A 26,218-nucleotide genomic window follows, 5' to 3' on the forward strand; every position below is an offset into this window, starting at 1 on the left:
GTCTAAGCGACTTTAAAGATAATGTAGCTAATGGCAGTAATGCTAATAGCAATTGCAATGCCAATATTAAACGCATAGAGTTTAGCGCTATGGTTTGTGTTAACAGTAGCGCTAATTTACAAAAGACTCTAGGCTGTATTTATATCCATTAACTGCCTAATTTATATCCACTAACTGCCTATAAATTTAGTCTGTAATTCCGTATAATCATCGCTATTAAATGTTCTAGTAAATAAGCTAAGGGTTAACAATGTCTATTAAGTCTGACCGCTGGATTCGTGAGCAAGCTGAAGCTCATAATATGATTGAGCCGTTTGAAGCCGGTCAAGTACGTTTTAATGATGCTGGTGAGCGCTTGATCAGCTACGGTACTTCAAGTTATGGCTATGATGTGCGCTGTGCTCCTGAGTTTAAGGTATTCACTAACGTACATTCCGTAGTCGTTGATCCAAAGAATTTCGATGAAAAAAGCTTTATCGATATCGTTGGTGACGAATGTATTATTCCGCCTAACTCATTTGCGCTGGCACGCACAGTTGAATATTTCCGTATTCCACGTGACGTATTGACCATTTGCTTAGGTAAGTCGACTTATGCACGTTGCGGCATTATCGTTAACGTCACACCTCTAGAGCCGGAGTGGGAAGGGCATGTGACTTTAGAGTTTAGTAATACCACCAACTTACCAGCGCGTATTTATGCTGGTGAAGGGGTAGCCCAAATGCTGTTCTTCCAAAGTGATGCTGATGATGTTTGCGAGACTAGCTATAAAGATCGTGGCGGTAAGTATCAAGGTCAACGTGGAGTGACTTTGCCTAGAACTTAATCGGTGATCGTAAGCGATCGGATAGGTTTTTCTTGATCTTAAAATATAAAAAAGCTAGGCATAATTAATATGCCTAGCTTTTTTTGTACCCCGCCGATCAGTCCTTATTTTAGAACTTTTAAACCGGCCTTGTTAGGGCGTTTAGGGGCGGCAAGTTTTGCATGGGTAGTAGCGGCAGGAACTTCTTCTGCTGGTTGATAGTTATCATACTCATTAGGGTCGAAGAACATACCTTGCGAGTTCTCTTTAGCATAGATGCCTAAGATAGCCTTCACTGGCACCCAGATTTCTTGTGATACACCACCGAAGCGCGCACTAAAATGCACATAGTCATTTTCCATACTCATGTTGCCAGTAGCACGGCTAGCTATATTTAATACAATACGACCATCTTGTACATGCCCAACAGGAATTTGCACGTTTTCAGCAGTAGCATCAACCATCAGATAAGGGGTGAGATCGTTGTCTTCTATCCACTGATAAATTGCACGTACCATATAAGGGCGAGTAGGAGTAATTGAAGTAGTAGCATCGCTCATTTTATAATTCCTCTACAAATAATACTTAAAAGTTGTGGTTAATGGTTTATTCAACTAATTCAACGTACGCTCTTTTTAAAGCTATCACGCTCAAACAAACGACTTTGATAGTCTAGCAATGGACGACTGATCGCCCTTGGCAGCTCGATATCCATCTCCCCTAAACGCCATAACAAAGGTGCTAATAATACATCACACCAGCCAAAATCATCAGCCATAAAATACGATTTATGGGCGAACAGTGGTGATAAAGTAATCAGAGAGTCTGTAAGCTGCTTTTTGGCTTGCTGCGCCTGAGCCTTATTAAAACTATCTGGATGCATTAACAGGCGCTTGCCCAATACCAACCAATCATGCTGGATACGCCAAGCCAATTGACGAAATTGCGCACGCTCTTGCGGCGTATCTGGCAACAGCTTATTTGCATGATAACGCTCTTCTAAATACTCAAAAATTACATTGATCTCATACAAAGCAATTTCACGCTGCTGCAATACTGGCAAAGTATGATAAGGGTTCAGTTCCGTTAAGTCTTCAGGACGCTCAGAATGCAGACGTGATAAGTAGTAAGCAAGTTTTTTTTCTTCAAGCAATAGGCGCACCACATGACTATCGTAGCCGTCATCAGCATATAAAATTAGCTGACTACTTGGAATGTCATTTGCATCGATCATAGCAGCCTAAAGGTAGTGGTTAAGGCTGCCATCGTAAACAAAGTTAGTGCTTTTATCAAGGTGGTAAGCGTAATCTATGCTTTTATCGTACCGCTATACATATAAGATTTAGCTACTATTTGACTAGTATTTATCCCTTTTACCCTGCTAGCTTTTATCATTATCACTAGTTATCAATCGTTTATTAAAAATAACATAAGAAATGCCATTAGAAAAGGTCATTAAAAAAAGGCACTACCGAAGTAGTGCCTTTTTTAAAACCAATGCTAAAAGCTAGCAGTATCTAATGCGGGTTTATACAGAAAATATTATTTGACGTCTTTCCAGAATTCTTTATTCAATAACCAAACTGGAATCAGTAATACTAACAAGAATAAAATTACGAAGAAACCGATTACTTGACGATCATGACGGACAGGTTCAGCCATCCAAGCCATATAGTTAACCAAATCACCAACTTCAGATTTAAATTCTTCATCACTTAGATCTTGTTGAAGATTATTCAACACGTGAGGCATGGCCACGTTTTTAAGAACTAAGTTGTTAGCACCCCAAGGACGGCTTGGATCTTCATAAAACGATAGTAAGTAGGTATAAACCCAATCATCACCGCGCAGTCTAGTCTCTAAAGACAAGTCTGGAGGAGGAGCACCAAACCAAGATGCTTGAACTTCAGGATCAATCTCAGCATTGATATGATCACCGATCTGATCCGTAGTCACCATCAAGTACTTTTCCACCAATTCAGGCGGAATCTCTAAATCTTTAGCGATACGAGAATGACGAACATACTTGGCTGAGTGACAGCCAGCACAGTAGTTCATAAACATCTTAGCACCGTTTTGTAGCGAGCCTTTATTGGTAAAATCAATAGGGGCTTTACTACAAGCTAGATGCTCAGTGTAACCTTCTGCATTGATAAAGTCGCCACATTCACCACCCTCTGCTGCTAGCGCAGTGCCAGCAGTAAAGCTCAATGCCACGCCTAAGCCTAAACCAGTTAGGTATTTGATTAAGGTGCTCATTAGTGACCTCCGGTGACACGTTCTGGTGGCTGTTTACACTTCTCTATGGCAGTGTAAAACGGCATCAATAAGAAGAACAGGAAATATAACACAGTGAATATTCGAGCCATTACTGTCGCTGTTGGCGTCGTTGGCGTCGCTCCTAAATATCCTAAAGCTACAAAACTGATAGCGAAGATAGTTAACGCAGCCTTCGATAAGATACCTTTGTAACGCATAGAGCGTACAGGTGATCTATCTAACCAAGGTATCAAGAACAGTACCGCAATCGCACCACCCATCGCTACAACACCACCAAGCTTATTAGGAACAGCTCGTAAAATGGCATAGAACGGGGTGTAATACCACACTGGTGCAATATGAGCTGGGGTCTTCAGTGAGTTTGCCGCTTCAAAGTTTGGTGGCTCAAGGAAGAAACCGCCGCCTTCTGGGAAGAAGAATATCACAGCAAAGAAGCAGATAAAGAACACTACAATACCAACCATGTCATGCACAGTGTAATACGGATGGAATTCAATACCATCTAAAGGTACACCGTTTTTGTCTTTTAGCTTTTTGATGTCGATACCATCTGGGTTATTTGAACCCACATGATGCAGAGCTACCAAATGCATAAACACTAAGCCGACTAACACTAATGGAATAGCCACTACGTGTAGGGCAAAGAAACGGTTAAGGGTGATACCTGAGATAATATAATCACCACGTACCCATTCGGCAAGACCATCACCAATCACTGGTAGTGCTGCAGGTAAGTTCAAGATAACCTGTGCGCCCCAGAATGACATGTTGCCCCAAGGGAGTAGATACCCGAAGAAACCTTCTGCCATCAATGCTAAGTAGATACCCATACCGATAAGCCAAATAAGCTCACGCGGTTTTTGGTATGAACCATAAAGTAGCGCTCTAAACATGTGCAAATATACTACTACGAAGAACGCTGAAGCGCCTGTCGAGTGCATATAACGAATTAGCCAGCCACCTTTTACGTCACGCATGATGTACTCAACCGAAGCGAATGCCCCTTCGGCACTTGGGTTATACATCATCGTAAGCCAGATACCAGTAACCAATTGGTTAACCAATACCACCATAGATAGCACACCAAAGAAATACCAAAAGTTAAAGTTCTTTGGTGCATAATACTTTGACATATGATATTCATAGGTTTCGGTCGCTGGAAAACGCGCGTCCACCCAGTGCATAAGTTTTTTGCCTATACTCATGTTAAGCCTCCCCAACCGTCAAGATGGTACCGTCCATACTATATTCTGGAATAGGTAAATTTAGCGGTGCTGGAACGCCACTATAAACACGACCCGCTAAGTCATATTTAGAGCCATGACAAGGACAGAAAAACCCACCATACCAATCATTACCACCTAAGTCAGTTGCACCAACATCAGGGCGGTAGTTTGGAGCACAGCCTAAATGTGTACACACGCCTTCAACCACCAATACTGATGGATCTAATGAACGTGTAGGATTGGCACAGTATTCAGGTTGCACTGATGCAAGAGAGTCAGGGTCAGAGAGTAATGGAATTACTGGCTTTAAGTTACCTAACATTTCTTCTGTGCGTTTGACTACAAAGATAGGTTTGCCACGATATTTCACGACGATCATTTGACCTTCTTCGACAGAACCAATATCTTGGGTAACTGCTGCTCCAGCAGCTTCTGCTTTGGCACTTGGATACCAAGAGCGCACAAAAGGGGTGGCAACAGCAGCTACCCCAGCGGCGCCAATTGCGGCAGTTGAGGCAATAAGAACTCTACGACGTTGTACATTAACGCCTTCGGCTTGGCTCATTAATACTTCCTCCAGGTGAATGAAATGGGATTATCCCACACTGGGTTTGTGTCTTAGAAATTTACAATGTCAGTTACCAGCCACTTTAGCGGTGCCTAATTTTGCTAATTGTTGCTATTCTAAGCTATTTTGGTCATAAAACAAATTATTGTGTTAAAAATAAAGCAGACCCGATAGGCTATACTTGACTGGTAAACATTATAAAAATGCCTGTAGCCATCTTGTCATCACTGTTTGAGACAAGATATATATTACCGAAGTTGGGGTATCGATTACCTTATAAATTATAAGGGTATTTAACAATAGGGAATGATACTGCAAATGAAGACAATGTTCACTAACTTTCAGTATATTTCGGTAAGGTAAATAGACAAAATAGAGCAAAAATCATCTCTTACCATCCACCTGTCATTGTGGTGATAAACTTATTTTTAAATGACAGCAATGGAAGATGTTTTCCAATCAACATATTTTCAAACTAAAAGTTTTCAATCAACAACCTTGTATTTACTTAAGGCTATTGATTGTCCACTCAGAGATGCAGTAGGCTACGCCGTATAGTGTAGCCTTAAAGCTACTATAGTTTAACCTTCAAGCTAATACAGCTTAGCCTTCAAGGGTATCCCAACGCTCAAGCTTGCCCATTATTTCTTCTTCAATAGCTAATAGGCGTTCGCTAGCCACAGTAGCCGCATCAAATTCTTTGATGAACCAAGAACCATCGGCTAGTTTCTGTTGCAGCTCAGCTTGTTCAGTTTCTAAAGCGGCAATTTGTTTTGGCAGAGCGTCAAGCTCACGCTGATCATTGAAGTTAAGCTTTTTTGTGCTTTTATTGGACTTAACAGCGGCTGGTGTAAGCTTAGCCGTGCTCTTAGTAGCAGCAGTGTTAGATTTAGCAGCTTGTGCCGCTTGGGCACGATTTTTTTGTACTAAGTATTCTTGATAGCCACCAACGTACTCTTGCACAACGCCTTTACCCTCTGCGTCTTCATCAAAGACCCAAGTGGAAGTGACTACGTTATCCATAAATGAGCGATCATGACTAATTAGCAATATAGTGCCGTTAAAGCTAGCTACAGACTCCTCTAAGAGTTCAAGCGTTGCCATATCCAAGTCGTTAGTTGGCTCATCGAGTACTAGAATATTAGCAGGCTTAAGAAGTTGCTTAGCTAGTAGTACACGGTTACGCTCACCACCTGACAGGGCTTTAACAGGAGTACGTGCGCGCTCTGGAGCAAATAGGAAGTCTTGTAGATAGCTCATAATATGAGTTTTGCGACCGCCAACTTCAACGAAGTCTGAGCCTTCTGAGACATTTTGCGCGACACTAGCTTCTAGGTCTAACTGATCACGCAGCTGATCAAAAAAGGCGATTTTGAGGTTAGTACCCAATTCAACATTACCAGTTTTGATAACTTCATCGTCAGACATATCGAGCAAGGCTTTGATCAAAGTAGTCTTACCGGCACCGTTTGGCCCAATAATACCTATTTTGTCGCCACGCATGATAGTAGTAGTGAAATTATCGACTAGCACATTACCATCATATTCAAGATGCAAGTTTTTGACTTTACAGACTAGCTTGCCACTTTTCTCGCCAGCATCCATAGTAATATTGACGTTACCGACTTGCTCGCGACGACCACCACGCTCTTCACGCAAGGCCTTTAGCTCACGAACACGGCCTTCATTACGGGTACGACGTGCCTTGATACCTTGACGAATCCAGACTTCTTCTTGGGCCAGTTTTTTATCAAAATTGGCATTATTCTTTTCTTCAGCTAGTAGTTGTAGCTCTTTGAGCTCTTGATAGCGAGCATAGCCACCTTCGCCTTGCGTTACATCATAGCTAGTCAATAATCCACGATCCAGCTCAACGATACGAGTGGCCAGTTTATTCACAAAAGCTCTATCATGGGTGACGAATAATAAGGTCAAACCCTGCCAGTCTAACAAGAAGCGTTCCAGCCACTCGATACTATCAACGTCTAAATGGTTGGTTGGCTCATCAAGTAATAGCACATCAGGCTTAGTGACCAAAGATCGGGCTAATAGTACTCGGCGCTTACGACCACCGGATAATGAGGACAAGTCATCATTAGGATCAAGCCCCATAGTAGTGATTAATCGGGTAGCTTCACGCTCTAAATCCCAGCCATGTACCGCATCGATATCATGCTGTAAAGTGGCCATGCGCTCACAGGCATCCATGTCGCCATCCGCACAAAGATTAGTCTGCTGGTTATAGCTGATCAGTAGATCGGCAGTGCGGCGACTGCCACCCATGACGATATCTAAGATGCGACCGCTAGTTTCAGGGACATCTTGCTCAAGCATAGCAACACGTACACTACTGCTAGTAATGACTTCGCCACTATCAGGCTGCAAAGTACCACTAATCAGTTTGAACAAAGTGGATTTACCTTCGCCATTGCGACCGATTAAACACACACGCTCACCGGCGTCAATGCTAAAATCTACGCCATCAAGAACGGGAGCTACGCCAAAGGCGAGATGAATATCTTTTAAATGTATCAGTGCCATAAAGTATCTTAAGCTTATATATAGTAAGTGGAATAGGTTTTAGTCTAATAAAACCCTTATTATTGTTACAATAAGGGCTGTGACTAAATTGCCAATATTATAACATGCCCCCATAGCAGTTTAGTGGCTATAAAAAACTTTATCCTAGTTACTGTAACAGCCTCTATTAACCTCCCTGTATTACTAACAAAACCATTATTGAGAAAATTATGACTACAGCATCATCGCGGCCAGCCAACCATGCTGACGTGCAAGCTGAACTTACAGAGCAAGTGATTGAGCTACAAATGACTATGGCTCATTTAGAGATGACGGTAGAGCGTCTAGATCAAGTCATTACTCACCAAGACAAAAATATTCGTGATCTGCAACGCCAGCTGCAACTGGTTTATAAACAAGTGGAAGGTCAAAGCGGCGAGGAGGGCATTGCGCCATTCGATATCATGGCTGACCGCCCGCCCCACTACTAATCGGTGTCCTAGTGGCAGGGTAAAGTTAGTATCATGATAACCGCCTTATGACTGCCTAGTCATAATAGGCAAATAGCGCACCTTGATGGTTGTCTTACTAAGCAAAAGACATTAATATCCTTCGCTTAAACTGCTGCCCTGCTATTAGCTAGCCTGAGTAGTGCAACAATAAGGATATTTGGAGATCATTATGCAAGCCACTTTTCAATTAAAAAAGCTTACTGTGGCTATCACAGCTTTTACTATCGCTAGCGTTGCTAGTGCTGCTGGCTTGGATCGTTCGGGTCAAGATATTACTGCATTTCTACAAGATGGCTTATACGCTGAGGCTAGCTATACTTATCTAGATGCTGACGTAACAGGTACTGATGCATCAGGCCACAGCATCGACGATATCGCTGAGTCTTATGACTTCTTCCGCTATGGAGTAAAGGCTGATATTAACGATACATTCAGTGTGGGTGTGTTGTATGACGAGCCTTTTGGGGCATCAGCTGACTATAGAGGCAATAATAATTTCGTCGATCAAAATCCTAACTCACCTAGAAATGGTGAAGGGACTAATGTCGAAGTGCGTACTGAAAGTATCACTGGTATCGTTGGCGCAAAACTTGGTGCTAATAAGAATTTTCAACTCTATGGTGGTCCAGTTGCTCAGCGCGTACAAGCTGACGTAAAATTACGCGGTTTAAGCTATGGCCCAGCTAATGGTTATACTACTCATGTCAGTGCTGACCAAGATTACGGCTGGCTAGCAGGGATTGCTTATAGTAAGCCTGAGATAGCGCTAAAAGCGGCGTTGACTTATCGCTCTGAGATTGAGCATAACTCGCAAGCATCTGAAAGCTATCCTTTGGCAACGATAATTGGTGGTTCTATACCGCCAGTAGCTGGTGGACCGTTTGCATTTCCAACAAACAGAAGCAGTGGTATTGAGATTACTACCCCTAAGTCAGTAAACTTTGATTTTCAAACGGGTATTAATCCGACTACTTTAGCCACTGCAAAGGTGCGCTGGGTACCTTGGAGCGACTTTGCCATTGTGCCGTCACTATACAATGAGGTGAGCACTGCTAATCCTGCCTATCGTCCTGATGGCTTGCCATTAGTGAGCTATGATAAAGATCAGTGGGTAGTAGAGCTTGGACTAGCTAAACGCCTTACACCAGCCCTAGCCGTAACTGGTAATATTGGCTGGGATAGTGGTGCTGGCGATCCAGTAACTTCATTAGGCCCTATCGAAGGTTACTATAGCGCAGGTCTTGGTGCTAAGTATAATGTCACTGAAAACTGGGCGATATCAGCCGGCGGTAAATACTTGTGGTTCGGAGATGCACAAGGACAAATACCTTCCAAAAATATCGTTGGTGACTTTGAAGACAATGAAGGTTATGCACTGGGTCTAAAACTTTCTTATCAGGCCGCACAGTAACCAATAGAAAGAACTAATGATTTAAGGTATAAATTTTTTATAAATAATTTTTTTATAATAAATTCAAAGAATTAAGTATAAATATAGCGATCCTAAAGGGGTCGCTTTTTTTATACTCTTTACAAATGTTTAGCTTCATTGTTAGTTTTCTAAAACATATGTCAATACTATTTGTACTATCCAGTCGTATTTGAGAAATAAAGTACTTTACTTGTTGTCTTAGCGTGAAAAAGGAACTACTATTCAATTTAGGACGCCGATCATATATTCAGTAATAACTTAATCGTGATAACGGCAAAACAATGCGGATGTTTGGAGAGATATAATGCGCCCTACTTTTCAGTTAAAAACCCTTGCGGTAGCAGTTGCTGCTTTTTCTATTGCTAGTGCCGCTAGCGCTGCCGGCTTAGATCGTTCAGGTCAAGACATCACTGCTTTTTTCCAAGATGGACTCTATGCTGAAACCGTCTATACTTATATTGATGCTGATGTCAGTGGTAAAGACAGTGCCAACGTTGTTCCTACTAGCAATACTTATGTCGAAGGTCGGGACACTGGTGATATTGCTGAATCATACGATTTCTTTCGCTATGGGGTAAAAGCGGATATTAATAATACTTTTAGTGTAGGTATTATTTATGATGAGCCGTTTGGTGCTGCTGCTGAATATAAGGAAAGCAACTTTGTAGCTCAAAGTGGCGATACCCGTGAAGCTACTATTACGCGTATTTCTGGAGGTCTTATTGGTCCAAGTTCACCACTTGGTGTCACTAGTTTTGCTCAAGCACAAGCTACAGTGAACGCTCTTCAACGTAAAATAGGACTAGGCGGCACTTTGACGCCGCAAGAGCAAGGTGCTTTAACAGCATTAGCTCCAGCAGTTGGCATTGTTAATGGAGAGTTCGGTACGGCAGGTCAAAATACCAATGTTGAAGTACGTAGCGAAAACTTAACCGCTATCCTTGGTGCTAAGTTTGGTGCTAATAAAGAATTCCAAATTTACGGTGGCCCAGTCGCTCAGCGTATTCAAGCGGAAGTAAAACTGCGTGGATTGGCTTATGGCCCGGCTACTGGCTATACTTCAAACAGTAATCCTAATATGGACTATGGTTATATCGCTGGGATGTCTTATAGCAAACCTGAAATTGCCTTAAAAGCAGCGTTAACTTATCGTTCTGAAATTGATCATGATTTAGATGTCTCTGAAACCTATCCTCTAGCAGGAACCTTAGCAGGTAATCCAGCTGCGGCTACTCAGAATAGTAATTATCGTATTACTACTCCTAAATCCGTTAACTTTGATTTTCAGACTGGCTTGAATCCAACCACTTTGGCTACGGCTAAAGTACGCTGGGTACCTTGGAGCGATTTTGCCATTACACCGCCATTATATAATGAGGTTAGTAAGCGCAACTACGGTCCTAATGGTTTAAACTTAGTTGATTATGATGATGATCAGTGGCAAGTAGAACTAGGGGTGGCCAAGCGTATAGCGCCAGCACTTGCCGTTAGTGGTACAGTAGGCTGGGATAGTGGTACTGGTGATGAGACTACTTCACTTGGTCCTATCGATGGCTATTACAGCCTTGGTCTTGGAGCTAAGTACAACCTTACCGAAAACTGGGCAGTATCAGCTGGTGGTAAATACTTATGGTTCGGTGATGCTAAAGGTAGATTACCATCAGGTAAAATCGTTGGTGACTTCCAAGATAATGATGGTTACATCTTAGGTGCTAAGCTGTCTTACCAAGCCAAGCAAGGTTTCTAAGCGCTAAACGCATAGTGAGACTATTGTAAGAGTTACTATAAGAAAGCGATCCTAAAGGGTCGCTTTTTTGTGGCTGTGATTTACGGCAGATAAAGTAACTAGCGGGTGAGATAGGTTGGAAGGCAGGAGATAACAGGACGCCTTATTTGGCATTCAAATAGCTGTTGGTTCAATAGTAAATGACTGACTTTATCGCTGAGGATAGTAGCAAAAGTGCTGGGCTAAAATGACTAACTTAGCAAGATTTGGTTAGCTAGAAAAACCAAATACTAGTATAAATAGCCAATAAAAAACCTCGCTACCGTAACGGCAACGAGGTTTGTAATTATGATTTATAGTCAATAAGCTAAGCTTATTTGTGTAGATTAAGTTCCATCTCTTTAAAGGTAGCAGCAACGGTAGGTTTTGGACCGCCTGTTGCAATACTCACCACAAAGATAGCTATAGTACTTAACACAAAGCCTGGAACGATAGCATATAACCAGCTATTGAGCGCCATACCATTCATCTGGAATGGACCATATATCCATAAAATAACCGTTAACGCCCCAACAACCATACCGGCAACTGCGCCATTACGGTTCATGCCACGCCATATAAGGCTAAAGATAACTAGAGGTCCAAAGGCAGCACCGAATCCTGCCCAAGCGTTAGATACTAAGGTTAGTACTGAGCTATCTGGGTTAGAAGCTAGCATAATTGACACGATAGCAACCACTATAACTGAGATACGTCCTACCATTACTTGGCGAGACTCTGAAGCCTCTCTATCCAAGAATAACTTATAGACATCTTTAGTTAGTGAGCTTGATACTACTAACAGCTGTGATGAGATGGTACTCATGATTGCCGCTAAAATAGCCGCTAACAAGAAGCCTGAGACTAATGGCGTGAACAAGAACTGAGTGAATACTAAGAAAATCGTCTCAGGATCATCCAACGTCATAGCCGTTTTTTGTACATAAGCACGACCAGCAAAACCAGTCATTAATGAACCAACTAAGCTAACAACCATCCAGCTCATACCAATGTTACGGGCAGTAGGAACGTCTTTGACCGAGCGAATCGCCATAAAACGGACGATAATGTGCGGTTGACCGAAATAACCTAGGCCCCATGCCATCAAGGAGATGATACCCAAGATCGCCATACCGTCAGGTAAGCCGTTGGTGAAGTTCAATAGGTTTGGATCGATGTTTTTAACAGCAGTAGTAGCCGCTGAGATACCACCAAGATCGGTAAAGGCCACAACAGGTACAATTATCATTGCAAATAGCATGATAACACCCTGCACAAAGTCAGTCATAGACACTGCTAAGAAACCACCGAACAAGGTATAAGCGACAACGACACCTGCGGTAACCCATAAGCCAGTAGCATAAGAAAGATTTAGCGAGCTTTCAAACAACTTACCACCACCAACTAAACTAGCGGCAGTGTAAACCGTAAAGAATAAAATAATAACTATCGCTGAGATAACGCGCAACATATGCGACTTATCTTCAAAGCGGTTGGCGAAGTAATCAGGTAAGGTAATAGCATTATTGGCAACCTCAGTATAAACCCGCAGACGAGGCGCCACAATAATATAGTTCAATAGAGCACCAAGAGTTAATCCTAGTGCAATCCAGATACTGACGACCCCGTCAGCATACATATAGCCAGGTAGGCCAAGTAATAACCAACCGGACATGTCTGATGCGCCGGCAGATAATGCTGTGACTGCTGGGCCTAAACTACGGCCACCAAGCATATAACCTTCTGTGTCATTGGATTGCTTAAAGTAAGCATAAACACCAATCCCAAGCATTACCAAAAAGTAGACGCCAAGCGATATCAGTACGCCACTTGAAACTCCGTTCATATAACTGTCCTTAGCCAACTGCTTGGCTGTAATGAGATATAACTATAAGACAGACAACTATAAATACACTATAAAAAGATAGTATTAAAAAGCAGAAAAAACCAGTAGTAAAAAATAGTTAATACCAGTAATACTTAATAATTGGTAAGCACTCCGATATTAAGTAAATATTTACTGAAATTTTTACATGATTGATAGTAGTTCAGAGGCTTGTTCAGACTTGCTATATGTTGCTAACAATCAGCTCATCTGCATAAAACCAATCATCTAAAACTGTTAGTTGGTCTATTATTCGGTCTTTTTAGCTCTATCTTAATAGTATTATTGTCGATCTTATAAGTGACTTATTATGAAGTGCAGCCCCTAATGGACTACTAACCTCATTAACCATTGTCATCTAATAATCTATAAATTCAATAGCTTGCGTTGATTTACTGGTTAAAAATAAAGTTGCTAAATATAGGGCTGTTAATTAATTAATCTAACAAACTGTTTATACAGGTTTTAAAACCAACCTGCAATAAAAGATTGCTAAAGATGTACAATCAGTACTAATCAATATTATAAATGTAATTTTTTGTGAAAATATATGAGGTAGCTAGGGTTGGATGTTTATCAGCAGACGCTAATTATAGAGCTAGTTAAGCCAAGTTAGGTTTCGGATAGGATTTGAATGGAAGATATCGAAGATGGATTGCTAGTATTATCGTTATTAGCAGTTATTGACATTTATCAATATGGTTTATCTAACTTTACTATATCTTAGTGAGTAATATCAGCTAGCCTCACAGACGAGCAAAGTACCGCTTTGCTCGTCGGCAAGCCAACAGCTATGCTTACTGTTGGCAAAGGGAGGGGGTGTTGCCAGTACTTACGTGTACTTACTAGTAGAACTATGCTTTTATTGAGACTAGTCTATAGAGCTTTATTTGGCTACTGTTTTACAATTAGCCTTTAAATAATAGCTGTTAATAATATAGCTATGAATAATGAGGGCTGTAGCCGACGGTTGAACAGGCCGTAGTATTGTAAAGTCTGTAAATGTCACTGCACTCTGATTGTAGTGAACAGTCGATCTATAAATATAGACTGTAGGTCTATCTGAGTCATAAAAGATCTATGTGAGTCATAAAAGATCTATGTGAGTCATAAAAGATCTATGTGAGTCATAAAACACAATCAACCCCCGTTACTTTGACAACTCAAACCGTTGCTCTGATCGGTTAATCAATAGGAGAGAGCAAGTCAAGTAAAGCAGTAACGCTGCTAGAAGGCGTTAGTTTTGGATTGATCACCACGCCTAAATAGCGTTGTAGCTCTATATTGTCTGCCATATTTATACGTTCTAAATCTTGGCTAATAAGGGTCTGTGGTAGTACTGACCAACCAAGGCCTACTGAGACCAACATGCGGATTGACTCAAGTGGATTGGTACTCATAGTGGCATAAGGTTTTAAGTTATGCTTGGCAAATTCTGCTAAAGTAATTTGACTAGTAAAAGTGTTGGCAGAAGGCAAAATAGCAGGATAACGCGCTAGCTGCTCTAAAGTAACGTTGGTTTTCTTAGCCAAGGGTGATAAGGTGCCCGTCATAAAGTACAGTGGATCTGACCATAAGGTATGATAGGTTAAGCGCTTATCGTAGACTGGTGGCAAAGTCATAAAGGCCAATGACAGATCGCCATCAAGCACGGCTTTATGAGCTTCTTCTGAATCGACAAAACGTACATCTAACTGTACGGCTGGATAGCTTTGAATAAAGTGCTTTAATACTGGTGCCAAGTGATGTAAGCCAATATGATGACTAGTACCGATGACTAACTTTCCCGATATAATATGTTTTGAATGCTGTAAGTTTATCTTAAAGTTTTCATAATCATCCAGCCACCGCTTAGCATGAGGCAGCATCTCGCTAGCAGCTTGAGTCGGTACAATGCCTCTTCCTACTGTATCAAACAGAGTGATTTTGAACTCATCTTCTAAATTTTTGATACGTTTGCTTACTGCAGGCTGAGTAATAAACAGCTTTTCTGCTGCGCCTGATATACTGCCTATCTGCATAACCGTGACAAATGTAATCAAATTAGTAGTATTCAAACTAGTATCCTTAGCTATAAAAGCGAATCATAAATAAAAGTTGTCTCACCCAATCAAAACTTCTTAGAAATAAAAGTTTGTGAATAGATAAAAATCATCAATTATTATTATAGAATTAGGCTGTTATAATCACAAGGTATCAAGACAATTATTGACACTATATATGATAAATATTTTCGATAACCCTTTTTAGTAAGTAATATTAGTAACTAATAATCGCTAACGACTTTGCGATACTCTTAATAACAACAGGCAGCTAACGCTGAAATAGTTACTTCCTACACGGTATCTATAGTGATTTGATAGACAAAGTACCCTATCAGTAGGAATAACTAGCCATTAGCCACCAAGAAAGGACAGTAATATGGCCGCTCAAACTTTATATGACAAACTTTGGCATGCTCATGAAGTCACTAAGCGTGACGATGGCTCCAGCCTAATCTACATTGATCGCCATCTATTGCATGAGGTGACTAGTCCGCAAGCCTTTGAAGGTTTGGAATTGGCCAATAGACTGCCTTGGCGTTTGTCTGCCAATATTGCTAGCCCTGATCATAACGTACCGACAGTCACCAAAGAGCGTTTACAAGGTGTAGCTGGGATCAAAGATAAAGTTTCCCGCTTACAAGTAGTCACTTTAGATGACAATTGCGCTAAGTTTAATATTGCTGAGTTCACTATTAATGATGCGCGGCAAGGTATCTTGCATGTCGTCGGCCCTGAACAAGGCTTAGTATTACCAGGTATGACTGTAGTCTGTGGTGACTCACATACGGCTACTCATGGAGCTTTGGGCTGTTTGGCTCATGGTATTGGTACCTCAGAAGTTGAGCATGTATTGGCCACTCAGTGTTTGATTGCCAAAAAAATGAAAAATATGCAGATACGGGTCAATGGTAAGCTTGGCACTGGAGTAACCTCAAAAGATGTAGTATTGGCTATTATTGCCCAAATTGGCACTGCAGGCGGTACAGGACACGCCATCGAATTTGCTGGAGAAGTATTCGAAGCGATGAGTATGGAAGGGCGGATGACCGTCTGTAACATGGCTATCGAAGCGGGTGCTCGTGTAGGCATGGTGGCAGTAGATGATATCACTATTGATTATGTCAAAGGCCGTCCTTACGCACCAACAACAGAGCAGTGGCAGCAAGCCGAAACTTATTGGCGCACGCTACACTCGGATGCTGATGCAGTATTCGATACTGTTATTGAAATCGATGGTAGCAAAATCGCACCGCAAGTCTCTTGGGGTACGTCTCCTGAGATGGTGGTTGATATTACTCAATCGATACCGACTGTTGATCAAGCTATTGATGAGTCGCAGCAGGAAGGGTGGTTACGCGCTTATACTTATATGGGTCTAGAAGGCGGCCAAAAAATCACCGATATTCAGCTTGATCGTATCTTTATTGGCTCTTGTACTAACTCACGTATCGAAGATTTACGTGATGCTGCAGCAGTTATTAAAGGGCGCAAGGTAGCTAGTACTATTAAAGAAGCTATCGTGGTTGCTGGTTCTGGACAAGTGAAACTGCAAGCTGAGGCGGAAGGCTTAGATACGCTATTCACTGAGGCAGGCTTCGAATGGCGCGAGCCAGGTTGTTCAATGTGCTTGGCTATGAACGCTGATAAGCTTGAGCCACAAGAGCATTGTGCTTCAACTTCTAACCGTAACTTTGAAGGCCGTCAAGGTAATGGAGGACGTACTCATTTAGTCAGTCCTGCGATGGCAGCAGCAGCAGCTTTAGCGGGTCACTTTGTCGATGTGCGTAATTACTGAGACTTTTTGACATCATAGTTAAGTTTGAAGTAACTAGAGATTCTGTTGGGATGGCCGATGACATTGATGCCCCTCATTGTGTTGAGCTCGGCCTAGAATCCACACTGCCTCTGCAAGCATTGATAACTATAATTTTAAATGACTATCAATTGCCTAGTGTTGCAAGTCCTATGATTTACTGGATATGCAAAATAAACCAGCGCCATGTGGCTACTATTATAGTTACTGATAATTTAGCTACAAGAATTCATTTTGAAGAGAGTAATGGGGTTGAATTCTCTTCAATGAATAAAGTTCATTTTAACTACACTTGGCTATTTTATAGCCACTACCATTACATTGATTTATTAAAAATAGAATAGGAATAATCATGCAAGCTTATAACACCCAAACGGGTATAGTCTGTCCGATGGATCGCTCAAACGTTGATACCGATCAAATTATTGCCAAACAGTTTTTAAAATCTATCAAGCGCACTGGCTTTGGGGTAAATCTATTTGACGACTGGCGTTATTTAGATGAAGGCTATCCCGGTCAAGACAATAGTAATCGTCCTATTAACCCAGACTTTATTCTGAATCAACCGCGTTATCAAGGCGCGAGTATTCTATTGGCACGTAAGAACTTTGGCTGTGGCTCTAGCCGTGAACATGCTCCTTGGGCACTATCGGAATATGGTTTTCGTACGGTGATTGCCCCAAGCTTCGCTGATATTTTTTATAATAATTGTTTTAAAAACGGCATGCTACCTATCGTTCTTGATGAGGCTATCGTTGATAGTCTTATGCAAGCTACTTTTGCTAACGAAGGCTATCAGTTAAGTGCTGATCTTGAGCGCCAAGTGGTTATTACGCCAACAGGTGAAGAATACCCATTTGAGATTGATGCTTTTCGTAAGCACTGTTTGTTGAATGGGCTTGATGATATCGGTCTAACTTTGCAACACAGTGATGCTATTAAAACTTATGAGCAACAGATGATGCAAAAAACGCCTTGGATATTTAACCAAGTGCATGCCTAAATCTAGTTCTGACTACTGCTACAAATAAAGGCAGACAGTTGTTACTATGGCGTTGAGTTATAGTAACAATATGGCTAGAATAATAGGTAATTTATTATTAACCTAGACAGTAGCTAACATTATGAAGGAAAGAATTTACACTTTATTCACTAAAACGGCAGTGGCAATCAGCTTGCTGTCTTTGTTAGCTATGTCAGGCTGCCAATCCTTACCAAGCTATCAGTCAGGTTATAAAAAGATAGAAAATGCTAAGCAAGCGCAAGTGTGGGCAGGAGAAATCATTCCTATGCTCAATGAGGTCAACATTGCTTGCGTAGGCACTTATCATTGTGAGATTACTCAAATTGATAATATATCTATAATATCGTCTGACACTCATAAGCCAGTTAATCCAGCACTGTTAGTCTCTATGGCAAGCACTAATGGCAAGCCTTATGCTAAGCTTAGTAAAGCTGAGCAAGCACAAGTGCAGGCTAAGGTATCACCATTGACTGATAATAAGTCAATAAAAATAATACCGCTAACCGCTTCTGCTATGCCCAACCTGACTAATTATTATGCTAGTGTTAAGCCGATCAAACGTGAAGTGCACATCAATTTTTATCCTGAGAATAATGTCGGTTATGTTGAACGCTTTGCCCTGATTGATGAGTTTAAAGAACAAGGCACTTATGTGTTACAAGCCTACCGTCAAAAGCTTGCTGAAAATAATGACAGTTTATTAGACAGTGCTTCACCTACACCACTATGTATTGATTTGTTGAAAGATAAAGTTTTAAAACGTCGTTTTTGCAAGCAGCCAGATGTAGAAAGCGAAGGCGAGTTTGTAGAATTAGCACTAGCAAATGAAGCTAACAAAAATAACAAACGCGACTAGCCTTATAATGGCACGGATAATTTACCTCATTATTGTCGAAGTTATCGATTATTAATGAGCAACCAGTAACAAGGAATAGTATGGCAACGATTTTAACCTTAGCAGGCGATGGTATTGGTCCTGAAATCATGACCCAAGCGCTTGATGTATTAACCGCAGTTAATAATAAATTCGATTTACAGTTAACGCTTGAGTCTGGATTGATTGGCGGCGTGGCAGTCGATGCTACTGGTGAGCCTTTGCCAGAAGAAACGCTGGCACGTGCGCGCGCTGCTGATGCTGTATTATTAGGCGCTGTTGGAGGGCCTAAGTGGGATGCTATAGAGCGTAGCAAGCGTCCTGAACGAGGTCTGCTAAAGATTCGTAGCGAGCTTGGTCTCTTCGCTAACTTGCGGGTGGCTAAACTCTATCCTCAGCTAGTGAATGCTTCGAGTATCAAACCTGAGATTATCCAAGGGCTTGATTTACTGATTGTACGTGAGCTAACTGGAGGCATCTATTTCGGTGAGCCACGCGGTATTCGCACTTTAGAAAATGGTGAGCAGCAAGGCTATAACACTATGGTCTACAGCACTAGTGAAATTCAGCGCATAGGTAAAGTAGCCTTCGAGCTGGCGAGAACTCGGGCAAAAGCTTCAGGGTTAGCACCAAAAGTGTGTTCAGTGGATAAAGCCAATGTGTTAGAAGTCACGGAGCTGTGGAAGCAGACTATGACAGCTATGCAGCAGAGCGACTATAGCGATGTGGCCTTGTCGCATATGTATGCTGATAATGCTTGTATGCAGCTGATCAAAAATCCAAAGCAGTTCGATGTGATGGTTACTGGCAATATGTTCGGCGACATCTTGTCTGATGAAGCGGCTATGTTGACTGGCTCTATCGGTATGCTGCCTTCTGCCAGTCTAGATAAAGACGGCAAAGGCATGTATGAGCCTTGTCATGGTTCAGCGCCAGATATCGCTGGGCAAGATAAAGCCAATCCATTAGCGACTATCTTGTCTGTGGCTATGATGCTGCGTTATACCTTTAAACAAGAGCAAGCCGCTCTAGCGATTGAGCAAGCGGTAAGTGATGTATTAGATGATGGTCTACGTACTATAGATATTTTGGATAAAAACGAAGCTGGCTTGATCCAAGTAGGATGTAAGCAGATGGGTCAAGCAGTACTAGCCAAACTGTTGTAAATTTATTATTGAGGTTGCTATCTTAGCCCTCTAGTTAATCATCATAAAACCTATAAGTAGCTCAGCTATTTATAGGTTTTTTTATGCTAGTTATTTTTTGCTGGCAAAACGGCCAGTATTAACATAGATACCTTAAGGGTAGGCGTCTATTAACACAATACTAGTGTATGCGCCCATAGGCTTATGGCATGATTGATAGTGTTATAAGTGTAAAAAAACAGCTGCTAAATAACCTAACGATAATAACTGAAATAAATAATTAAAAATCACCAATACCAGTAAAAAACTTGAGGAGATCACATGTATTCATTAACTAAAATTAGTAGTGCTATGGCAGCAATTGGTTTGTCTACTATGCTATTTATGAGTCCAGCTATAGCGGCACCTAACACTGATACTGACATTAGTCCCGTTACTAATGGGGTCAGTCAAAAATTAACAGGGGATAGCAAAACAGCAGTTTCGTTAAACAAGCTGCTACCTACTATCAACTATAATACTGAAAAATTGCCGAAGACGGCGCAAAAAGTAAACAGCGCTAAATGGACAAAAGGGGCAAAAATAGATCAAAGTTTAGGCACTAAACTACAAGCATTATTGAACTGGCATCAGCATGGCGTTGGGGCTGTGGATGGCTATTGGGGAAAAAATACTCGCAAAGCTATGCAAGCTTTTCAACAAGCTAATAACTTAAGCGTAACTGATACTTTGAATGAAGAAACTTGGCAGGCACTAACGGCGAGTGAACGTCTGACTAGTCAACCAGTCTTAGTTAATTATAAGTTAACTGAAGATGATATCAATATAAAAACCACTACGATTCCTGCTAGTGCAGAGGATAAGGCCAAACTCGATGGCATGTATTACGAGAGTGTGCTTGAGGGGCTGGCAGAAAAGTTCCATATGAATGAGAAGTATCTAAAGTCGCTCAATGCAAACGCTAGCTTTAGTGCTGGGGAGACTATCATTGTCTATAATCCTAGTAACCCTAATACTAAGCCCGTCAGTCGAGTAGTCGCTGACAAAACTACTCAGACCTTATATGCTTATGACAAAGCAGATAAATTGATTGCCAGTTATCCTACTACAGTGGGCAGTACTTCGACGCCTTCACCTACTGGTAGTCATACCGTAAAAGTCAAAGTCCATGAACCTAACTATACTTATACGGCTGAGGATGGCAAAAAGTCTATTATTCCACCAGGACCAAACAATCCTGTAGGTTCCGTTTGGATTGGGCTAAGTAAACCCTCTTATGGCATTCATGGCTCGCCAGATCCTGCTCGTATCAGCCGTCAGGCGTCAGCAGGTTGTATACGTCTGACTAACTGGGACGCTTTGGCACTATTAGGTACTATTGAGAATGGTGCTACAGTTGAGTTTAAATAAAATACTTCAAGTATAACTAAAGAAAAACTGCGCCACTAGATAGAATAATAGCCATAAAACGCCCATAAAAATACCGCTGATATTAGCGGTATTTTTATGGGCATTAGGATTAAATTCTAGCTTATTCTATTGCTTAAAAAGTGGCCTAAGCAATAAAATAAGCTTGTATATCTCTAGTAAAACTATGTTAAAGAACTTAAATAACAGTGTCTTAACTAACAATTTTTTAAGTTACTACAGTGAGCGGGTATTTATTATTAGTATCCTATAGTCCATCCAGCTATAAATCAATGATTGCTGGCTGTATTAGCTGGATAAAGCGCCCACTAAGTTAAACTAGCTATTAGGTTTTACCACGATAAGTGATACGACCTTTTGACAAGTCATAAGGGGTCATTTCGACCTTGACCTTATCACCAGTCAAAATACGAATATAATGCTTACGCATTTTACCTGAGATGTGAGCAATGATCTCATGTCCGTTCTCTAAACGAACTTTGAACAGAGTGTTAGGAAGGGTGTCAATGACTTCGCCTTCAAATTCAATAATGTCGTCTTTTTTGGCCATAATTCTATATCAATCAATGAAAAATAAGCCCATATTATACGTAAGTTAGCGCCTTAACGCAACCAGACATATGATTTTTGCTTGACACTGTGTAAGTGATATGTATATCTGTTTTTCAATATTTAAGCTCATTAATCAGGTAGATTGAGCCAAATAGGGGTTAAAGGCGCAGCGGGCAATTGCTGCTGGAAGTGTTCAGGGTAATAAGCATTGATAAAGTATAGCCCGTCACCTGAGGCAGTAGGAGGAGCAATAGTACGATCCTCTGCTGCTAGGATCTGCTTAAAGCTGGCTGGTGATAAATCATGGCGTCCTATCGCATACAAAGTACCCATCAAGTTGCGTACCATATGATGCAAAAATCCATCAGCTTGAATATCAAAGACTATAAATTGACCATGCTGAAAAAGTTTAGCATGACTGACATTACGTACCGGTTGATTAGATTGACAAGCTGCTGCACGAAAGCTAGTAAAATTATGAGTACCTACTATATCTGCCGCCGCCAGTTGCATTGCTGCCAGATCTAAGGGCTCATAAACATGAGTGACTTGATGATTAAGGATAGCTGGACGCTGAGGCTGGTTCAGGGTGATATAACGGTAGCGTCGAGCCATAGCACTAAAACGTGCATGAAAATCTTCAGGCATCGGCTGCACCCATCTTAATGCAATGTCACCAGGGAGTAAGCTGTTGACCCCACGTAGCCAGTTATGAGGCAGTCGATAAGCATGAGTGACAAAGTGGGCGATCATATTACTCGCATGAACGCTAGCATCAGTGCGCCCAGCCGCGACTACTTCAACAGTCTCATTAGCCACAGTGCTGATGGCGGTCTCTAGTGCTTGCTGAACACCTAATACTTCCCTCTGTCTTTGCCAGCCATGATAGTGGGTACCCAAAAACTCAACAGCAATCGCTAAGGTATAAGTGGCAGGTTCGGTATTACTGTTTTTGAGCGCTGGGGCAAACTTTGGTTCTATCATAAGAGTTGTAGGTACAGTTCTATTAGTGATTGGTTAGCAATATTGAGGTCAATTCGCTACTGTTTTGATTGAGGTTTTTACTAGTGTTTCGCTACTCTTTGACTAGCTAATCTTTAAGCAATAGAAATTAGCGTTTTTTTATAGCAGTGCTAGTCTGATTGACATCGTAAGTCCAGCGTTGGCGTCGTCGTGCTGGACTATCATAGCGGAGCAGTAACCATAATAAACGCGCATAAATAGCAGCAATAGTTAAGCGCCCACCAGCAATCACTTGATAGTCATACTGCCAGCTGCCAGCCGCATAACTGTCGCTAACCCCACCGAATGGACATTGGCTAGCACAAATGACCATATGACCTTGCTCATAAGCGGCTTGTAGAGCGCTGGCAAGTGCGGGTGAATAAGGGACATTACCAGCCCCAAAGCCTAATAAAATAATACCACAAGGCAGCTCACTCAATAACGCTTGTAGTTGATTGGCCAGCACTGAAGTATCGTTAGGTAAGCAATATAGTGCATGAATGCGCGCCTGTTGAGCACGACCTTCGATATCGACCTTGAGCAACTGCTGATCATCGAGCCAGTGTTGACGTCGGGTATCTGCCAGCCATTTGATATAGCTGTTAGCAGGATAGGCCGCTCGCGTGTGACCCGTAAATGCCATAAAATCTTGGCTGTGAATCTTTTGTACCGTTTGTGCTGGCCATGATTCACCACCGAAGCTTATTTTCACCCCTGATTCGCCAGCACTAGCCAGTCTTAATGACTCTGTTAGATTGTCCCAAGCATCACCGTTCTCATCGACTTGATAACTGTTTAACACTTCGCTATTAAGTAAGGGTCGCATGCTACCGGTAACTACGATACAGATATCCGAGCCTGCAAAAGCTTCCGCTAAAAAAGCTCCTAAATAGCTTAAAGTGTCAGTACCAGTAATTAAGATAAAACGGCGTGATCCTTGGGCATAAGCGGCTAATAATAGCTGATAAAAGTGCACAAAGTCATTGGGTGTCAGCTGACTACTATCCTTGATTAAGCTGTTGTCTAACCAAGAGATAGTAGGCAAAAAATTCACTTGCTCGGGGGCCGCCAATAAGGATTGGAGAACAGGCAAAAACTCATCAGCTGCTAGTGGTGCTAACGGGCGACCATAACTACCAAAAGTACCACCAGCATAAATCAGCTGTACTGGTTTAGTATTAGCTTCGATGACAGTAACGGATGGAGCGGATAGGGACATAAGAGTATCGCTATAAATAATGGATAGAAGTAATAAAGATGATAAAGATGATATAGGGAAAACGCTAGTATAAAATGCTAAATAGCAGCGGCTGACCAAAAAATTGCTAGGTCAGCCGCTGCTATTTTTAGCTAGAGATTGTTTCAAACAATATAACGAGGATTAAAAAAACAAACTAGCCGTTTAAGTGATCTGAGCTAATAAAGCTTGCGCTTGTTGCTGCTGCTCGCTACTACCTTGATCGACTACTTCAGTAAGCAAGCGTTTAGCACTATCATTCTCTCCTAGCTGTAAATACTGATATGCCAAATCTAAAATGACTTGATAGCTGTCTAACGACTTCACAAAGTTAAAATCTGCTGAAAATGGTGAGTCAAACTCAACAGGGGTCTGCTCGCTACTATCGGTTGCTATCTCTACTGACGATAGCTCTGTGGCTGCACGAGTAGAGATAGTAACTGGTTCAGCACTACTGGCAACTCTGTTAACGAAATCATCAGTAAGCAGCCAATCCTCTTCTACAGATGACTTATCAGCAACATCAGTTACGGTGGACTCAGAAGCGGGGGTACTGCTTGAAGAGTCTGTAAGGTCAGCTATAGCCATATCATCAGCATCAGCATCATCTGAATATGCAAAATCAAATAAATTATCGTTAGTTGGACTGTCAGCTGTATTTGCTACATCAGCAGCAGTTAACTCAATATCAAAGTCAGTATCAGTATCAGTATCAGTATCAGTATCAATATCAAAGCCATCAGTAGCATTATCTACAAACGCAGCAGCATCAATACCAACCGCACTATCCTCTAAACTAAATACAAAGTCTTGTCTGTGTGCTTGTGCAGCAGCAAGCTCATTAGCACTAAGACTATCTATAGTGCTGTCTATCTTAGGCTCAATACTAAGATCTGCTAAATCCATAACAAAATCATCATTATCATTATTGCTATTGCTATCATCAAAGCTACCATCAAAACGGTCTTCAAGACCTTCGTTAACCTCTTTCTCAAAGCTTTGATTAAAACTGAGCTGGTCAACTGCGCTATTAGCCCTAATAGTGTCAGCTAGTAAGCTATCAGCGCTTAAGGTTTGCTGAGTAGACTGATCATCAATTAAAGGCTCAGAGCATTCTGCTGTCAACGCACTAGTATCAGGGTCAGCTACATCGTCAGACATATCATCAGAACCGTTATCAAAACTAAGGCTAAAGTCATCGTCGATATTGCTGGCGCTATTAGTAGCAGTTAGGTTAATAGCATCAGCAGAGACTATTGAGGCAATAGGGGGCTTAGCGCTATTGCCAGTAAAAGGGGTATCAGTGAAAGGGGTAGCGGTTAGATCAGCAGCTTCTAAATCAGCCAATAACAGATCAAAGCTGGCGCATTCTTGCCCATATTGCTTAGGATCAACAGCTATACTAGCAGGCTGAGCATCAGTTACTGAGGGTAAGGAATGCAAATCTAATAAACAGTCATCTTGCTCAAAGGTACTAGCAGTATCTGAGGTAGCAATAAGCGGCTTGAATTGGCTATGAGATGCAGCAGCGCTAGTATCATCAGTAACTAAACTCATAGTTAACAAAGCATCACTTTCTTCTAAGTTCGGTTGCTGTCTCGCCATTAAGTCTTGCAGTTGCTGCGCTTGTTCAATAATTGTCTGATCATTATCGGTCTGGATAGTATTATAAATTCGATAGAATTCATCACGTTGGTTGGTGACTACATAGATATCTAATAACTTCAATAATAACGGACCGTCATTAGGTTTTTTGCCTAAGCCACGCTGTAGGGCCTCAATAGCTTTATCATAACGTTGCTGATCGATAAAACGCTGAGCAATAGTGACGCTATCAAACTTAGTTGCCTCGCCAGAACAGTTATCGAGATTGTTTTTGCTAACCGTAGAACGATATACCGTTGAATTAGATCGGGAGGACTCAGGTTTTTTATTCATCATTAAAGGTTGTTGAGCGCTATTTCTGCGTTTGACTAACAGCACTAACAACAAGACGATAGCCAATCCTGCAACGATATATAGCATGTTATCCATGGATACTCCCAAGCTTACGAGCGCTTTTTATAGCAGAAAATACTGAGTAGCTAGGCAATTATTGATTA

The 26,218-nt window shown here is 41.5% G+C and carries 22 protein-coding genes; 10 read left to right on the top strand and 12 right to left on the bottom strand.

The window, feature by feature from the left end:
* Window positions 1–250 precede the first annotated feature (250 nt).
* Window positions 251–826, top strand: coding sequence for a dCTP deaminase (gene dcd, locus KZA12_RS00990; protein ID WP_216582847.1), 576 nt, complete (start codon window positions 251–253; stop codon window positions 824–826).
* A gap of 104 nt (window positions 827–930) precedes the next feature.
* On the opposite strand, the gene KZA12_RS00995 is transcribed toward dcd, so the two are convergent.
* The 6 genes from KZA12_RS00995 to KZA12_RS01020 form a co-directional block, all read right to left on the bottom strand.
* On the bottom strand, window positions 931–1,365 hold the full coding sequence (locus KZA12_RS00995; RefSeq protein WP_218688911.1) for a ClpXP protease specificity-enhancing factor: 435 nt from the start codon (window positions 1,363–1,365) through the stop codon (window positions 931–933).
* Between the two features lie 59 nt (window positions 1,366–1,424).
* The gene (locus KZA12_RS01000) at window positions 1,425–2,039 is read right to left on the bottom strand and encodes a glutathione S-transferase N-terminal domain-containing protein (protein WP_201622479.1); all 615 of its coding nucleotides are present in this window, start codon (window positions 2,037–2,039) and stop codon (window positions 1,425–1,427) included.
* Window positions 2,040–2,347: 308 nt separating this feature from the next.
* The gene (locus KZA12_RS01005; protein WP_201622480.1) at window positions 2,348–3,064 is read right to left on the bottom strand and encodes a cytochrome c1; all 717 of its coding nucleotides are present in this window, start codon (window positions 3,062–3,064) and stop codon (window positions 2,348–2,350) included.
* Window positions 3,064–4,269 (bottom strand): cytochrome bc complex cytochrome b subunit, encoded by a 1,206-nt coding sequence (locus KZA12_RS01010; protein WP_201622526.1) that lies wholly within the window; start codon window positions 4,267–4,269, stop codon window positions 3,064–3,066. The genes KZA12_RS01005 and KZA12_RS01010 overlap by 1 nt, the downstream gene beginning before the upstream one ends.
* Window positions 4,270–4,291: 22 nt before the next feature.
* Complete coding sequence (petA, locus tag KZA12_RS01015) at window positions 4,292–4,876, bottom strand: ubiquinol-cytochrome c reductase iron-sulfur subunit (protein WP_201622481.1); 585 nt, start codon at window positions 4,874–4,876, stop codon at window positions 4,292–4,294.
* 606 nt (window positions 4,877–5,482) lie between these two features.
* Window positions 5,483–7,420 (bottom strand): ATP-binding cassette domain-containing protein, encoded by a 1,938-nt coding sequence (locus KZA12_RS01020; protein WP_201622482.1) that lies wholly within the window; start codon window positions 7,418–7,420, stop codon window positions 5,483–5,485.
* 209 nt (window positions 7,421–7,629) lie between these two features.
* On the opposite strand from KZA12_RS01020, the gene KZA12_RS01025 reads away from it, so the two are divergent.
* The 3 genes from KZA12_RS01025 (at window position 7,630) to KZA12_RS01035 (ending at window position 11,090) form a co-directional block, all read left to right on the top strand.
* Window positions 7,630–7,890 (top strand): SlyX family protein, encoded by a 261-nt coding sequence (locus tag KZA12_RS01025; protein ID WP_201622483.1) that lies wholly within the window; start codon window positions 7,630–7,632, stop codon window positions 7,888–7,890.
* Between the two features lie 190 nt (window positions 7,891–8,080).
* Window positions 8,081–9,322, top strand: a complete 1,242-nt coding sequence (locus tag KZA12_RS01030; RefSeq protein WP_201622484.1) for an OmpP1/FadL family transporter — start codon at window positions 8,081–8,083, stop codon at window positions 9,320–9,322.
* A gap of 325 nt (window positions 9,323–9,647) precedes the next feature.
* On the top strand, window positions 9,648–11,090 hold the full coding sequence (locus tag KZA12_RS01035) for an OmpP1/FadL family transporter (RefSeq protein ID WP_201622485.1): 1,443 nt from the start codon (window positions 9,648–9,650) through the stop codon (window positions 11,088–11,090).
* Between the two features lie 352 nt (window positions 11,091–11,442).
* On the opposite strand, the gene putP is transcribed toward KZA12_RS01035, so the two are convergent.
* Entirely contained in the window at window positions 11,443–12,954 is a 1,512-nt protein-coding gene (gene putP / locus KZA12_RS01040) for a sodium/proline symporter PutP (protein ID WP_201622486.1), read from the bottom strand.
* A 1,223-nt stretch (window positions 12,955–14,177) separates the two neighbouring features.
* Window positions 14,178–15,050, bottom strand: a complete 873-nt coding sequence (locus KZA12_RS01045; protein ID WP_201622487.1) for a LysR family transcriptional regulator — start codon at window positions 15,048–15,050, stop codon at window positions 14,178–14,180.
* Window positions 15,051–15,414: 364 nt separating this feature from the next.
* Here KZA12_RS01045 and leuC point away from each other — a divergent pair, with 364 nt between their 5' ends.
* From leuC to KZA12_RS01075, 6 genes are all read left to right on the top strand, one after another.
* Window positions 15,415–16,833 (top strand): 3-isopropylmalate dehydratase large subunit, encoded by a 1,419-nt coding sequence (leuC, locus tag KZA12_RS01050; protein ID WP_218688912.1) that lies wholly within the window; start codon window positions 15,415–15,417, stop codon window positions 16,831–16,833.
* Window positions 16,834–16,883: 50 nt separating this feature from the next.
* Complete coding sequence (locus KZA12_RS01055; protein WP_218688913.1) at window positions 16,884–17,195, top strand: hypothetical protein; 312 nt, start codon at window positions 16,884–16,886, stop codon at window positions 17,193–17,195.
* A gap of 8 nt (window positions 17,196–17,203) precedes the next feature.
* Entirely contained in the window at window positions 17,204–17,854 is a 651-nt protein-coding gene (leuD, locus tag KZA12_RS01060) for a 3-isopropylmalate dehydratase small subunit (protein WP_218688914.1), read from the top strand.
* A gap of 121 nt (window positions 17,855–17,975) precedes the next feature.
* Entirely contained in the window at window positions 17,976–18,731 is a 756-nt protein-coding gene (locus tag KZA12_RS01065) for a hypothetical protein (protein WP_218688915.1), read from the top strand.
* Window positions 18,732–18,811: 80 nt separating this feature from the next.
* Window positions 18,812–19,915, top strand: coding sequence for a 3-isopropylmalate dehydrogenase (gene leuB / locus KZA12_RS01070; RefSeq protein WP_201622492.1), 1,104 nt, complete (start codon window positions 18,812–18,814; stop codon window positions 19,913–19,915).
* Window positions 19,916–20,215: 300 nt separating this feature from the next.
* On the top strand, window positions 20,216–21,304 hold the full coding sequence (locus tag KZA12_RS01075; protein WP_218688916.1) for a L,D-transpeptidase family protein: 1,089 nt from the start codon (window positions 20,216–20,218) through the stop codon (window positions 21,302–21,304).
* Window positions 21,305–21,647: 343 nt separating this feature from the next.
* Here the strand turns inward: KZA12_RS01075 and infA are convergent, their stop codons facing one another.
* From infA to KZA12_RS01095, 4 genes are all read right to left on the bottom strand, one after another.
* The gene (gene infA, locus KZA12_RS01080; RefSeq protein ID WP_007395612.1) at window positions 21,648–21,872 is read right to left on the bottom strand and encodes a translation initiation factor IF-1; all 225 of its coding nucleotides are present in this window, start codon (window positions 21,870–21,872) and stop codon (window positions 21,648–21,650) included.
* 131 nt (window positions 21,873–22,003) lie between these two features.
* On the bottom strand, window positions 22,004–22,858 hold the full coding sequence (gene truA / locus KZA12_RS01085) for a tRNA pseudouridine(38-40) synthase TruA (protein ID WP_201622494.1): 855 nt from the start codon (window positions 22,856–22,858) through the stop codon (window positions 22,004–22,006).
* Window positions 22,859–22,985: 127 nt separating this feature from the next.
* Window positions 22,986–24,098, bottom strand: a complete 1,113-nt coding sequence (locus KZA12_RS01090) for an asparaginase (RefSeq protein WP_218688917.1) — start codon at window positions 24,096–24,098, stop codon at window positions 22,986–22,988.
* A 183-nt stretch (window positions 24,099–24,281) separates the two neighbouring features.
* Window positions 24,282–26,150, bottom strand: a complete 1,869-nt coding sequence (locus tag KZA12_RS01095; protein ID WP_218688918.1) for a lipopolysaccharide assembly protein LapB — start codon at window positions 26,148–26,150, stop codon at window positions 24,282–24,284.
* Between the last annotated feature and the right edge of the window lie 68 nt (window positions 26,151–26,218).

The organism is Psychrobacter sp. BF1 (assembly GCF_019279065.1).
Classification (GTDB): domain Bacteria; phylum Pseudomonadota; class Gammaproteobacteria; order Pseudomonadales; family Moraxellaceae; genus Psychrobacter; species Psychrobacter urativorans.